Annotated in this window: 11 protein-coding genes and 1 riboswitch; of the genes, 5 read left to right on the top strand and 6 right to left on the bottom strand. The window is 70.0% G+C overall.

The window, feature by feature from the left end:
- Window positions 1-120: FGGY family carbohydrate kinase (locus E3O49_RS06045; protein ID WP_134367980.1), on the bottom strand; the 120-nt coding region annotated here is incomplete at its 3' end.
- 233 nt (window positions 121-353) lie between these two features.
- A riboswitch (FMN riboswitch) is annotated at window positions 354-484 on the top strand.
- A gap of 106 nt (window positions 485-590) precedes the next feature.
- On the opposite strand from E3O49_RS06045, the gene ribD reads away from it, so the two are divergent.
- The 4 genes from ribD to ribH are packed head-to-tail and all read left to right on the top strand — an operon-like array spanning window position 591 to window position 3,985.
- The gene (ribD, locus tag E3O49_RS06040; RefSeq protein ID WP_241985513.1) at window positions 591-1,607 is read left to right on the top strand and encodes a bifunctional diaminohydroxyphosphoribosylaminopyrimidine deaminase/5-amino-6-(5-phosphoribosylamino)uracil reductase RibD; all 1,017 of its coding nucleotides are present in this window, start codon (window positions 591-593) and stop codon (window positions 1,605-1,607) included.
- 7 nt (window positions 1,608-1,614) lie between these two features.
- Window positions 1,615-2,247: a riboflavin synthase gene (locus tag E3O49_RS06035; protein WP_134367982.1), complete on the top strand. Its 633-nt coding sequence runs from the start codon at window positions 1,615-1,617 to the stop codon at window positions 2,245-2,247.
- A complete protein-coding gene (gene ribA, locus E3O49_RS06030; RefSeq protein WP_134367984.1) occupies window positions 2,244-3,506 on the top strand; it encodes a GTP cyclohydrolase II in 1,263 nt (420 codons plus the stop codon). Before E3O49_RS06035 ends, ribA begins: the two co-directional genes overlap by 4 nt.
- Window positions 3,503-3,985, top strand: a complete 483-nt coding sequence (gene ribH, locus E3O49_RS06025) for a 6,7-dimethyl-8-ribityllumazine synthase (RefSeq protein ID WP_134367986.1) — start codon at window positions 3,503-3,505, stop codon at window positions 3,983-3,985. Before ribA ends, ribH begins: the two co-directional genes overlap by 4 nt.
- A gap of 58 nt (window positions 3,986-4,043) precedes the next feature.
- Here ribH and E3O49_RS06020 read toward each other — a convergent pair whose 3' ends face one another.
- The 3 genes from E3O49_RS06020 to E3O49_RS06010 are packed head-to-tail and all read right to left on the bottom strand — an operon-like array spanning window position 4,044 to window position 6,639.
- The gene (locus E3O49_RS06020) at window positions 4,044-4,871 is read right to left on the bottom strand and encodes an ABC transporter permease (protein ID WP_134367988.1); all 828 of its coding nucleotides are present in this window, start codon (window positions 4,869-4,871) and stop codon (window positions 4,044-4,046) included.
- Window positions 4,868-5,716: an ABC transporter permease gene (locus E3O49_RS06015; RefSeq protein WP_134367989.1), complete on the bottom strand. Its 849-nt coding sequence runs from the start codon at window positions 5,714-5,716 to the stop codon at window positions 4,868-4,870. Before E3O49_RS06015 ends, E3O49_RS06020 begins: the two co-directional genes overlap by 4 nt.
- The gene (locus tag E3O49_RS06010; RefSeq protein WP_134367990.1) at window positions 5,713-6,639 is read right to left on the bottom strand and encodes an ABC transporter ATP-binding protein; all 927 of its coding nucleotides are present in this window, start codon (window positions 6,637-6,639) and stop codon (window positions 5,713-5,715) included. Before E3O49_RS06010 ends, E3O49_RS06015 begins: the two co-directional genes overlap by 4 nt.
- 187 nt (window positions 6,640-6,826) lie before the next feature.
- Between E3O49_RS06010 and E3O49_RS06005 the strand changes: the two genes are divergently transcribed.
- The gene (locus E3O49_RS06005) at window positions 6,827-8,881 is read left to right on the top strand and encodes an ABC transporter ATP-binding protein (protein WP_134367141.1); all 2,055 of its coding nucleotides are present in this window, start codon (window positions 6,827-6,829) and stop codon (window positions 8,879-8,881) included.
- Window positions 8,882-9,054: 173 nt separating this feature from the next.
- Here the strand turns inward: E3O49_RS06005 and E3O49_RS18910 are convergent, their stop codons facing one another.
- Window positions 9,055-10,092, bottom strand: a complete 1,038-nt coding sequence (locus E3O49_RS18910) for a glycoside hydrolase family 38 C-terminal domain-containing protein (protein WP_338144978.1) — start codon at window positions 10,090-10,092, stop codon at window positions 9,055-9,057.
- Window positions 10,023-12,110 carry an alpha-mannosidase gene (locus tag E3O49_RS06000; RefSeq protein ID WP_338144977.1) on the bottom strand — a complete coding sequence of 696 codons (2,088 nt, stop codon included), beginning with the start codon at window positions 12,108-12,110 and terminating at the stop codon, window positions 10,023-10,025. Before E3O49_RS06000 ends, E3O49_RS18910 begins: the two co-directional genes overlap by 70 nt.
- Between the last annotated feature and the right edge of the window lie 212 nt (window positions 12,111-12,322).

Here is a 12,322-nt window from a genome sequence, read left to right as displayed (position 1 = left end):
CCGGGGGAAGATCTGCTCGTGCTCGAGCTGACCGGCGGAAATGATCGTCCCGGCCTTGTCGAAGATGATCGCGCGGGTACTGGTGGTGCCCTGGTCGATGGCGATGACGTGTTCGGTCATGGACTAACTCCCTTGTCAGGTCGTAACGCTGCGTACTGGTGAGGCCGTGAGTGCTGGTGAGGCCGTGACTAGAAACGATAATCGGTGCGCACCCCCCACGGGGAAGGAACGACCGCCGCCCCCGGTGAGCCTGTGCGTCGCCGAGAGTCGACCCGGGCACTGTGCGAGCTGTGAACAGTCCGGGCCGGGAATTACCCGGCGACGGATGCGTTGAGATATAACTAGTAACAAGAAACGTGCTCCGGGGTCGGTGTGAATCCGAACCGGCGGTGAAAGTCCGCGACCCGTTCCGCTCCAGGGCGAAACGGTTGAGCTGGTGAAATTCCAGCACCGACGGTTAAAGTCCGGATGAGAGGCGCACGAGTCGATTGGCCTTCCCGGCCGATCGGCGGGTTTCGCCTTGCGCAACCCACACGGTGTTCAGCGCACCGAAAACCCGGAGTTCGTTCAGAAACGAACGAGGACCGGAAATGACCGACCAGGCGACGCTCGAGGCCGTTATGCGGCGTGCGCTCGAGTTGGCCGCGAACGGACCGGCCACGGGCCCGAACCCCCGCGTCGGCTGTGTCCTCCTCGACGCTTCCGGGCAGTTCCTGGCGGAGGGCTGGCACCGTGGCGCCGGCACGCCGCACGCCGAGGTGGATGCCCTCGCCCGGCTTTCGGCCGGAGCCGCCCGCGGCGCGACCGCCGTCGTCACCCTCGAACCCTGCAACCACACCGGGCGCACCGGGCCCTGTGCGCTCGCGCTGATCGACGCCGGCGTGGCCCGCGTGGTCTACGCGGTCGCCGACCCTGGGCCCGTCTCCGGCGGCGGAGCCGACCGACTGCGCTCCCACGGCGTCGACGTCGTCGGCGGGCTGCTCGCCGACGAGGTCGGGCCCTTCCTCGCCGACTGGCTCGTCGCGGCCCGGCTGGGACGACCGTTCGTTACGCTCAAGTGGGCGTCGAGCCTCGACGGCCGGGCAGCTGCCGCGGACGGGACGAGCCGCTGGATCACCGGGCCGGAAGCCCGCCAGGACGTGCACCGGCGCCGCTCGGCGGCCGACGCCATCCTCGTCGGCACCGGCACGGTGCTCGCCGACGACCCCGCGCTGACCGCCCGCGACGCCGACGGGCAGCTCCTGCCCGCGCAGCCGGTGCCGGTCGTGATCGGCGCCCGCGGCATCCCCGTGGGCGCCGCCGTGCGGGGCCACCCGCACTCGCCGCTGATCTTCGCCACCCACGACCTGCTCGCGGTGCTCGGCGAACTGCACCGGAGCGGCATCCGTCACGCTTTCATCGAGGGCGGGCCCACGCTCGCCAGCGCGTTCGTCGCGGCCGGCCTCGTGGACGAGTACCTCGTCTACCTGGCGCCCACGCTGCTCGGCGGCGGCCGGCTGGCCCTCGGCGACATCGGCGTCGCCGGCATTGACGAGCAGCGGCGACTGACCATCGAACACTACGTCCGGCTCGGCGAGGACCTCCTCGTCGTGGCCCGGCCCAGATAGGGGAAGCATGTTCACCGGAATCATCGAGGAACTCGGCCAGGTCGAGAAGGTCGAGCGCGGGGCGGATGCCGCCCGGCTCACCGTCCGCGGACCGCTGGTCGTGGCCGATGCGGGCCACGGGGACTCGATCTCGGTCAACGGCGTCTGCCTCACGGTCGTCGAGCGCACCGGTGACACGTTCACGGCCGATGTGATGGCCCAAACCCTCGCCATGTCCACCCTCGACGCGGTGCAGCCCGGCAGCCCGGTCAACCTCGAACGCGCCGCCCGGGTGGGCGACCGGCTGGGCGGACACATCGTGCAGGGCCACATCGACGGCACCAGCACCCTGCTGGGCGTCACCCCCGGCGATGCGTGGCGGGTGCTCCGGTTCAGCCTCTCCCCCGAACTGGCCCCGCTGGTCACCGGCAAAGGGTCAATCGCCGTCGACGGCGTCTCCCTGACCGTCAGCAACATCAGCCCGGCGAGCGAACCGGACCAGTGGTTCGAAGTCTCGCTCATCCCCGAAACCCTCACCGCCACGACGCTGGGACAGCGCGCGGCCGGCGATCGCGTCAACATAGAAACAGACATCCTGGCCCGCCACGTGGAGCGCATGCTCGCCCTGGCTGACGCAGGATCGAAAAGGAGCAACTCATGAGTCTCGCTGACATCCCCGCCGCCCTGGACGCACTCAGGTTGGGGAAACCGGTCATCGTCGCCGACGACGAGGGCCGTGAGAACGAGGGCGACGTGATCATCTCCGCCCAGCTGGCCACTCAGGAGTGGATCGCCTGGACGGTGCGCTACTCCTCCGGTTTCATCTGCGCGCCGATGACCAACGACCTCGCCGACAAGCTCGACCTGCCGGTGATGGTACTCAACAACGAGGATGCGCGCGGCACCAACTACACCGTGTCGGTCGACGCGGCGGACCGCCTCAGCACCGGGATCAGCGCGGGCGACCGCGCCCACACCCTGCGGGTGCTGGCCGACCCGGACTCCACGCCCGCCAGCGTGCACCGTCCCGGCCACATCATGCCGCTCCGTGCCCGGGACGGCGGCGTGCGTGAGCGCGATGGCCACACCGAGGCCGCCGTCGACCTGATGAAGCTCGCCGGACTCGTGCCGGTCGCCGCGATCTGCGAGATCGTTGCCGAGGACGGCGAGATGATGCGCCTGCCCGGGCTGCTCGAACTCGGCGAGCGCGAGGGGGTTCTCGTGATCACGATCAAGGACCTGATCGCGTACCTGCAGGAGTTCCACTGCGACACGGACCTGCCCACCGTCAGCCCGATCCTCGAGTCGCCGCGGGTGGACTTCGAGGTGGAGACCACCGTTCCCACCGTGCACGGGGCCTTCCAGGTGCGGGCCTACCGCGACCGGATGACCGGTGCGGACCATGTGGCCATCGTCTCCGGCACCCCCGCGAACGGCGCCCTCGTGCGCGTGCATTCCGAGTGCCTGACCGGGGAGGCGTTCGGGTCACTCAAGTGCGAGTGCGGACCCCAACTCGACGCGGCGCTCGAGACGATCCGGGTCGAGGGCGGAGTCGTCGTCTACCTGCGTGGCCAGGAGGGGCGCGGCATCGGCCTGATCAACAAGCTGCGCGCCTACAAACTGCAGGAGGAGGGGCTGGATACCTTCGACGCCAACCTCGCGCTGGGCCTGCCCGCGGATTCCCGCGACTACGGCGCCGCGACGGCCATCCTGCACGAGATGGGCATCTCCTCCGTGCGCCTGCTGACCAACAACCCGGAGAAGATGCGCCAGCTCGAGGCGCACGGCATCGAGGTGACCGAACGTGTGCCACTGGTGGTCGGCGTCGGCACCCACAATCAGGATTACCTGGCCGTCAAGCGCGACCGGATGGGCCACCACATCGCAGACAGCGACATGTTGAAGGGAATCACACTATGAGCGGAGCAGGCTCCCCCGAGATCAGCGTCGACGGAACCGGGCTGGACATCGTGATCGTCGCCGGACGGTGGCACGACGTGATCACCGACGGGCTGATCGCCGGTGCCACCCGGGTGCTCGAGGAATCCGGGGCCCGCCACTCCCTGGTGCGGGTGCCCGGCAGCTTCGAGTTGCCGGTGGCATGCAAGGTCGCCCTCGACAACGGCGCCGACGCGGTCGTCGCCCTCGGCGTGATCATCCGCGGCGGCACCCCGCACTTCGAGTACGTGTCGGCGGCGGCGACGGATGGCCTGACCCGGGTGGCGCTGGACGCCGGCAAGCCCGTGGGCTTCGGCGTGCTCACCCTCGACGACGAGCAGCAGGGCCTGGACCGGGTCGGCCTGCCCGGCTCGAAGGAGGACAAGGGCGCGGAGGCGGCTGCGGCGGCCATCGCGACCGCCCAGCTGTTGCAGAAGCTGCGGGGATACAGCTTCGACTGAACCCGTTCCGGTCGACAGTGCCCGTTCCGCGGGTCACTCTCGACCGGAACGGGCACTCTCAGTCGAGGAAGAGGGCGCGCAGGCGCCTGGTCGTGAAGACCAGGCCGAGCAGGATCATCACCAGGTAGTAGAGCACGTGCCAGAGCATGCCCACGTCGACCTGGCCGGTGGTCAGGCCGCGCACGAGCTCGATCCCGTGCCAGAGCGGCAGCACCTGGATCACGTACTGGATCGGCTGCGGGTAGACGCTCAGCGGATAGAACGTGGCTGAGAACAGGAACATCGGCAGCAGCAGGAAGTTGATCCAGTCCATCTGCTGGAACGTCTTCATGAAGCTCGTCACCGCCATCCCCACGCTCGCGAAGCCGAACGCGATCAGCAGCACGGCCGGCAGGGCGAGCAGCGCCCACCAGGACAGGTTCAGCCCGAGCACCTGCATCACCACCATGAACCCGGTGGCGTACAGCGCCCCACGGAGCAGGGCCAGTGAGATCTCGCCGAGCGCGACATCCAGCGGGCCCAGCGAGGTGGACAGCATCCCCTCGTAGAGCTTCGCGAACTGCATCTTGAAGAACACGTTCCAGGTGGAGTCGTAGATGGCGCCGTTCATCGCCGCGACCGCCAGCAGCGCCGGCGCGATGAACGCCGCGTAGGGAACCTCCTGGCCGGACTCGGTTGTGATCGTGCCGACCAGGGCGCCGAGGCCGAGCCCCATCGAGAGCAGGTAGAAGATCGGCTCGAAGAAGCCGCTGACCACGACCAGCCAGTTCGTGCTCCGCGTCGCCTGCCAGCCCCGCAGCATGACACTGCGAGCGTTGCCGGCGTAGAGGGCGCCGAGCGGGCGGGATGCCGCGGCATCCGTTCTCAGGTCGTCGATCCCGGTCATTTGTTCAGCCTCCTCGCGGCGACCCGGCGCGCCCAGGTCCAGCCCAGGGTCAGCAGAATCGCCAGGTAGAGCACGTGCGTCACACTCAGCCAGATCGGCTCGCTCGCCCCGTAGGTCAGCACCCGGGCGAGCTCGGTGCCGTGCCAGAGCGGGGAGATCCAGCCGATCCACTGCAGCCAGACCGGCAGCACGCTGAGCGGGAAGAAGGTGCCGGAGAACAGGGTCATCGGCAGGATGATGAACCGCATCACCATGGCCAGCTGACCGGTGTCCTCGGTCAGGGTGGCCGTGTACGCCATCAGCAGGGCGCCGAAGCCGAGCCCGGTGAGCAGGGCCGCGAAGACGGCCAGGAACCCGGCCGGGGACGGCACCGCCCCGAAGACCAGCATGAACGCGTAGTAGATGCCGCAGGTGACGCTCATCCGCAGGGCCACCGAGATGACGATGCCGTTGATGATCTGCCCGGGCTGGATCGGGGCGGCGTTCATGCCGTAGAACACCGGGTTCCACTTGAAGCCGAGCATGATCGGGTAGGTGAACTCCTCGCTGGCCACGGTGATCGCCGCGCTGCAGAGCAGGGCGGGGGCGACGAAGGCCAGGTAGCTGACCCCGGCCACCGCGTCCGGGCCCAGGTTGGCGTCGACGAGGGTGGCCAGGCCGACGCCCATCGCGTAGAGGTAGATCACCGGGTTGCCGATGGCGGTCACGACCACCGTCTGGGCGTAGGAGCGCATCACCCGGAAGCGGTGCTCGGCCACATACCAGGAACCCCAGCGCCGGGCGTGCCGGGTGGCACGGATGGCCTGGTCGCCGACGGAGCCGGGCGGGGGCGTGGGCGTGCTCATTCGATCAGGGTCCGCCCGGTCAGGCGCAGGAACACGTCTTCGAGGCTGGAGCGCCGCACCAGGCTGGTGATCGGTTTCAGCCCCGCGTCGATGATGCGCACCAGCTCGGACTCGCCGTTCTCGCTGTAGATCAGGATGCGGTCGGGCAGCACCTCGAGCCGGTCGCCCATCCCGGCGAGCTGCGCGGCCACGTCGGCGTTCAGGTCCGAGCCGAACCGCACCTCGAGCACCTCCCGGGACGAATAGGTGCGGATCAGCTGCGCCGGGGCGCCCTCGGCCATGATGACGCCCTTGTCGACGACGACCAGCCGGTCGCAGAGCTGCTCCGCCTCATCCATGTAGTGGGTGGTCAGCAGCAGGGTCGTGCCCTGTTCCTTGAGCCGGAACAGCCGGTCCCAGAGGATGTGCCTGGCCTGCGGGTCGAGCCCGGTGGTGGGCTCGTCGAGCAGGAGGATGCTCGGCTCGTTGATCAGGGCCCGGGCGATGGTCAGGCGCCGCTTCATGCCGCCGGACAGGGCGTCGACCCTCGCCTTCGCCTTGTCTTCCAGCTGCGCGAACGCGAGCAGCTCGTCGGCACGGCGGGCAACCTGGGCCCGCGGGAGGCCGAAGTAGCGCCCGTAGACGAGCAGGTTCTCCCGCACCCTCAGTTCGGTGTCGAGGTTGTCGGTCTGCGGCACGACGCCCAGGCGCGAGCGGATCTCCGGGCCGTACCGGTCCGGGTCCATGCCGAGGATGCGCAGGTCGCCGCCGGTGCGGGTGGAGACGGCCCCCACCATCCGCATGGTCGTGGATTTGCCGGCGCCGTTCGGGCCGAGCAACCCGAACGACTCTCCGGGAGCGACCTCGAAGGAGATGCCGTCGACGGCGGCGAAATCCTTGTACTTCTTGACGAGATTCTGGGCAACGATGACGGGCTCTGGCACAGTTCCCCACTGTAGACCGGGCGACCGACGCCGCGCGGGATGCGGTTAAGCTCAACTGGTGAGCACCCCGAACACGAACCCCCCGTCCTCTTCGACCCGCGAGGCATCCGCCCCGCCCGCCGCCCGGCCCGCCGCCCGGCCTGCCGCCCCGGCCGCTGCCCCGGCCGCCCGCGGGCGCATCGGCCGGATGGGGCGCCGCGGCGACACGAGCGGGCCGCGCGCGAAGTTCAGCCAGCTGCTCCCCTACCTGCTCGAGCACAAGAAGGTGCTCGGCTTCGTGATCGTCCTGAGCATCCTCGGCGCGCTCGCCAGTCTCGCCCAGCCGCTTCTGGTCAGCCAGGTCATCACCACCGTGCAGAAGAGCCAGCCGCTGGATGGCCTGGTCTGGGCGCTGATCGCGCTCGTGATCGTCTCCGGCCTGATCAGCGGCTACCAGCACTATCTGCTGCAGCGCACCGGCGAGGGGGTCGTGCTCTCCAGCCGCCGCAAACTGATCGGCCGGATGCTGCGCCTCCCGATCAGCGAATTCGACACCCGCCGCACCGGGGACCTGGTGTCCCGGGTCGGCTCGGACACCACCCTGCTGCGGGCCGTGCTCACCCAGGGCCTCGTCGAAGCGATCGGCGGGTCGCTCACTTTCGTCGGTGCCCTGATCGCGATGCTCGTGATCGACCCGGTGCTGCTCGGACTGACCGTGCTCGTGATCGCCGTGTCGGTGGTCGCCGTCACACTGCTGTCGCAGCGCATCCGTACCGCCAGCCTCGCCGCCCAGGCCAAGGTCGGCGACCTGGCCGCCAGTGTCGAGCGCGCCATCAGCGCCGTGCGCACCGTGCGCGCCTCCAACGCCACCGACCGGGAGGTCGCGGCCGTCGAAGAAGACGCCAAGGGAGCCTGGCGGATGGGCATCCAGGTCGCCAAGATCTCGGCGCTGGTCGTGCCGATCGCGGGCATCGCGATGCAGGTGTCCTTTCTGGTCGTGCTGGGCGTCGGCGGTTTCCGCGTCGCCAGCGGCGCGATCACGATCGCGAACCTGATCGCGTTCATCCTGTTCCTGTTCCTGATGATCGTGCCGCTCGGCCAGGCGTTCGGGGCCATCACCTCGGTGAACGCGGCGCTCGGCGCACTGGGCCGGATCCAGGAGATCATCGACCTGCCCGCCGAGGACCAGTTCGACCGCGACATCGCGCCGCTGGCCATGACGGTCGGCGCCGCGAACGAATCGGTGCGGCCGGATGCGCCGGCGATCTCGTTCGAGAACGTGCACTTCGGGTATGCGGTCGCGGCTCCGGAGTCGGCGGATGCGGCGTCTGGCGCCGGTACTGCGCCTGCTGGTGCTGAATCAGGTGCTGACTCTGGTTCTGAATCTTCGGCTTCGGAGCCCGGGTTCGTCGTGCCGCCCATTCTCGAGGCCGCCATCGTCGTGCCCGCCGTGTTCGAGGAGGTCCTGGCCGAACCCGACCTGATCGACGCCGATCTGGACGCGGCGGATCGCGAGTCCCCGGAGCGCGGGGCCGCGGAACGGGCGGCCGAGCGCGCCGACGCCGAGGCCGCCGGCGAACCCCGCCCGGTCCTCCGCGGCGTGTCGTTCAGCGCCCCGCGCGGACTGCGCACCGCGCTGGTCGGCCCGTCCGGCGCCGGGAAGAGCACGATCCTGGCCCTGATCGAGCGCTTCTACGATCCGACCGCCGGGGTCGTGCGCCTGGGCGGTCTGGACATCCGTACCCTCGACCGCGCCGCGCTCCGCTCCCAGATCGGTTATGTCGAGCAGGACGCGCCCGTGCTGGCCGGTTCGCTGCGGGACAACCTCACCCTGTCGACGCCGGACGCGACCGACGAGGAGTGCATCGCGGTGCTGCACGCGGTGAACCTGACCGAGGTGCTCGACCGTGACCCCGCCGGCCTAAACGCTGCGGTCGGCGAGTCCGGCGTCATGCTCTCCGGCGGCGAACGCCAGCGGCTCGCGATCGCCCGGGCGCTGCTGGCGGCCCCGCCGATCCTGCTGCTGGACGAGTCCACCTCGAGCCTCGACGGCGTCAACGAGCAGAAGATGCGGGCCGCGATCGACGCGGTCGCCGTCGACCGCACCCTGATCGTGATCGCGCACCGCCTGTCGACCGTGGTCGATTCCGACCAGATCGTGGTGCTCGACCACGGCCAGGTCATCGGCACCGGCACGCACTCCGAGCTGGTGGCGTCCACTCCGCTCTACCGCGAGCTGGCCAAGCACCAGCTGCTCGTCTAGCGCCCCCTGGTCTCGGGACTCGGCCCGTACGAATGGCCTGAACCAATTCGACGGAGATTTTGCTCTAGAACGCCGGTTTCGGGCCTGAAACGCCCGATTCGGCCAAAATCTCCGTCGAATTGGTCAGCCGGGCGGCCGGGTCCGGTTCGGCTGGCCAATGAACGAGCGGGCGCCTACGGGCGGGCGAAGCGCAGGGTGACCAGCTGGAAGGGACGCAGCTCGAGGGCCAGCGCGGGACCGTCCGCCGAGAGCGTGGCGGCGCCGGCGGCCAGGGGGCGTTCCAGGAGATCGGTTTCGGTCACATCCGTCGCCTCGAAATGACGGATGACCCGCGCCCGCGCCCGCGACCCGTGCGCCTCGTAGAGCCGCACGATCAGATCCCCGCTGCGGTCCTCGGCCAGCTTGACCGCCTCGACCACCACCGCCGGGTTGTCGACCTCGATCAGATGTTCCACGCGGGCGGCACTCACCCCGTCCACCGTGCGCAGCGGCCGGTTGAGCCGGTAGCCCTCCGCGACCGCCTCGGGGATGCCGGCGCCCACCCGCAGCGACACCCGCAGTTCGTGGCGCCCCTGGTCGGCGGCGGGGTCCGGGAACACCTCCGCGCGCAGCAGCGACAGCCGCACGGTCGTCCGGGTGCGGCCGTCCGGGCCGGTCGACCGGCCGATGTCGTGGCCGTAGGTCGAGTCGTTGGCCACGGCCACCCCGTAGCCGGGCTCGCCCACGTGCACCCAACGGTGGGCGACCGTCTCGAAGCGGGCGGCGTCCCAGGACGTGTTGGTGTGCGTGGCCCGGAACACGTGACCGAACTGAATCTCGGATGCCGCCCGGTCGGCGTGCAGATCCAGCGGGAACGCCAGTTTCAGCAGCTTCTGCTTCTCGTGCCAGTCGATCTCGAGGTGCAGGTCGATCGCCGGCGACCCGGCCGCGAGGGTGATCCGCTCCACCAGGCGGGAGGAGCCGAAGGTGCGCGTGACCCGAACGCTGACTTGCTCAGGCGCATCGGCGAACACCTCCACGGACTCGGCCGCGCTGAGGTCCACCGTGTTGCGCTTGTAGTGCTCGTCGATGTCCCAGGCGTCCCACTGGGTGGGGGTGTCCCGGTGCAGCTGGAGCAGGTTGCCGCGCGCGCCGCGGGGCATCAGCTCCCGGGCCGCGGCGAGGTCGACCACGGAGGAGAAGAGCCCGTCAGCGTCGATCGTGACGGCCACGAGGCCGTTGTCGAGCACGAGGCCGGCGGGCGAGCGGCGCACCGTGGCGCGGGGTGCCGGCGGGGTGCTGACGGCATCCGTCTCGGTCGCCTCGCCACCCCCAGCCCCGATATGCCTCCGACGGAATATGGCCCGGCGTTGAGCGTGACCGCGCCGTCACCGGCCCCGCACATCTGCCGCGCCGACACCTCGATCAGGGTGGTGAGGGCATCCGCGACGGCGGCGTAGTTGCGCTCCGCCTCCTGGTGCACCCACGCGATCGACGAGCCCGGCAGGATGTCGTGGAACTGCTGCAACAGCACGGTCTGCCAGGCCTGCTCGAGCGCGTCGTACGGGTACTCGGCGCCCGACGAGACGGATGCCGCGCACGCCCACAGCTCCGCCTCCCGCAGCAGGTGCTCGCTGCGGCAGTTGCCGCGCTTGGTGCGGGCCTGCGAGGTGTACGTGCCGCGGTGGAACTCGAGGTAGAGCTCCCCCGACCAGACCGGCGGCTCGGGGTACTCCGCCTCGGCCGCCTCGAAGAAGCGCCGCGGTGTCGACAGCTCTACCGTGGGCGAACCCCCCAGCGACGCGGTGCGGCGGGCGGCGGCGATCATCTCCTCGGTCGGACCGCCTCCCCCGTCGCCCCAGCCGAACGGCACGAGCGAGGTGTTGGCCGCGCCCTTTTCGGCGTACTGGCGCTCGGCCCGGGCCAGTTCCTCCCCCGACAGCTGCGCGTTGTAGGTGTCCACCGGCGGAAAGTGGGTGAAGATCTGCGTGCCGTCGATCCCTTCCCAGCGGAAGGTGTGGTGCGGCATCAAGTTGGTCTCGTTCCAGGACGTCTTCTGGGTCAGGAACCAGCGGGACCCGGCTGCCACCATGATCTGCGGCAGCGCGGCCGAATAGCCGAACGAGTCCGGCAGCCAAACCTCGAGCGGTTCCACCCCGAATTCCTCGATGAAGAAGCGCTTCCCGGCCACGAACTGCCGCGCCAGCGCCTCCCCGCCGGGCATGTTCGTGTCCGACTCCACCCACATCCCGCCGACGGGCACGAACCGGCCGGCCGCGACCTGCGCCTTCACGCGGGCGAACAATTCGGGGTAGTGCTCCTTGAGCCAGGCGTATTGCTGGGCGGATGAGGCGGCGAACGCGAAATCCGGATTCTCCTCCATCAGGGACAGCACGTTCGAGAACGTGCGGGCCACCTTCCGCACCGTCTCCCGAACCGGCCAGAGCCAGGCGCTGTCGATGTGCACATGCCCCACCGCGTGCAGCCGGTGCGCGCTGGCGTTCGCGGGGCGGGCGAGCACCGCGGCGAGGGCGGCCCGGCCGAGTCCGGCGGTGCCGGCCACGTCGTCGGGGTCCATCGCGTCGATACAGCTCTCGAGCGCCCGCCGGATCTCCGCCCGCCGGGCCAGCCCGACCGGCAGCTCCCGCATCAGCCCGGTCAGGGTCCAGAAGTCCTGGGAGAGTTGCCACACGGCCTCATCCCGGAGGGCGAGGTCCACCCGCTTCAGCCGGTAGATCTGATCGGTCCCGGCCGTGGCCGGGTCGCCCTGGTCGGTGGCCACGAACGTGAACCCGGAGGTGACGTCCGGGTTGGCGGCCGCCTCGATGTACAGGTCGACCTGTCCGCCGGGCCGGGCCCGGAGCGGCACGCTGCGGTTTCGCGGTTCGACCGCCTTGAGGATGATCCCGTCCGGGGTCCAGACCAGCCCCTCCGCCTGGAACCCGGGCGTCGCCCGGCTGAACCCGAGGTCGACGACGAGTTCGACGCGGGTGCCGGCCTCCCCCGCCCACTCGGCGGGCACCGTCCCCGTCACGTGGAACCAGGTCGTGCCCCACGGCCGGCCCCAGGCCCGGCCCGTGCCGAACGCCGTGTAGGACTGGCGCACGGCCTCGCTGAAGGGCACCGGGGCATCCGTCACCGACCAGGCGTCGACCCGCAGCGGCACGGATGCCCGGTGCACCGCCGGGCGCAGCCGCTCCCGAACGAACCGGTCGATGCGTTTCTCCACGAGCGCGCCGTCGTCATGCATGGGAACCTGCGACTTCCCGCCGGGACCCCGCCCGACTGGCAGCATTTTACGACCGTCCCCCGCCCGGCACCCAAACCTTTTCGCCGCCCCGAGAACCAATTCGACGGAGATTTTCGGTTCTGAAGCGGTTCAGACCAGCCAAACCGGCTTTTTAGCGCCAAATCTCCGTCGAATTCGTTGGGCGATCGCCTCGGAGGCCGCGAGGCCGCGGT

It is taken from the genome of Cryobacterium shii (assembly GCF_004402595.1).
In the GTDB taxonomy this organism is placed as follows: domain Bacteria; phylum Actinomycetota; class Actinomycetes; order Actinomycetales; family Microbacteriaceae; genus Cryobacterium; species Cryobacterium shii.
The sequence above is the reverse complement of the archived record's forward strand: the minus strand, read 5'-3'. Positions and strand labels throughout refer to the sequence as shown.

Bases quoted from the DNA above. Each gene is read 5' to 3' on its own strand.
- E3O49_RS06015 (WP_134367989.1), bottom strand. From the start codon at position 5,716: ATGAGCACGCCCACGCCCCCGCCCGGCTCCGTCGGCGACCAGGCCATC.
- E3O49_RS06035 (WP_134367982.1), top strand. From the start codon at position 1,615: ATGTTCACCGGAATCATCGAGGAACTCGGCCAGGTCGAGAAGGTCGAG.
- E3O49_RS06005 (WP_134367141.1), top strand. From the start codon at position 6,827: ATGGGGCGCCGCGGCGACACGAGCGGGCCGCGCGCGAAGTTCAGCCAG.
- E3O49_RS06020 (WP_134367988.1), bottom strand. From the start codon at position 4,871: ATGACCGGGATCGACGACCTGAGAACGGATGCCGCGGCATCCCGCCCG.
- ribA (WP_134367984.1), top strand. From the start codon at position 2,244: ATGAGTCTCGCTGACATCCCCGCCGCCCTGGACGCACTCAGGTTGGGG.
- E3O49_RS06000 (WP_338144977.1), bottom strand. From the start codon at position 12,110: ATGCATGACGACGGCGCGCTCGTGGAGAAACGCATCGACCGGTTCGTT.
- ribH (WP_134367986.1), top strand. From the start codon at position 3,503: ATGAGCGGAGCAGGCTCCCCCGAGATCAGCGTCGACGGAACCGGGCTG.
- ribD (WP_241985513.1), top strand. From the start codon at position 591: ATGACCGACCAGGCGACGCTCGAGGCCGTTATGCGGCGTGCGCTCGAG.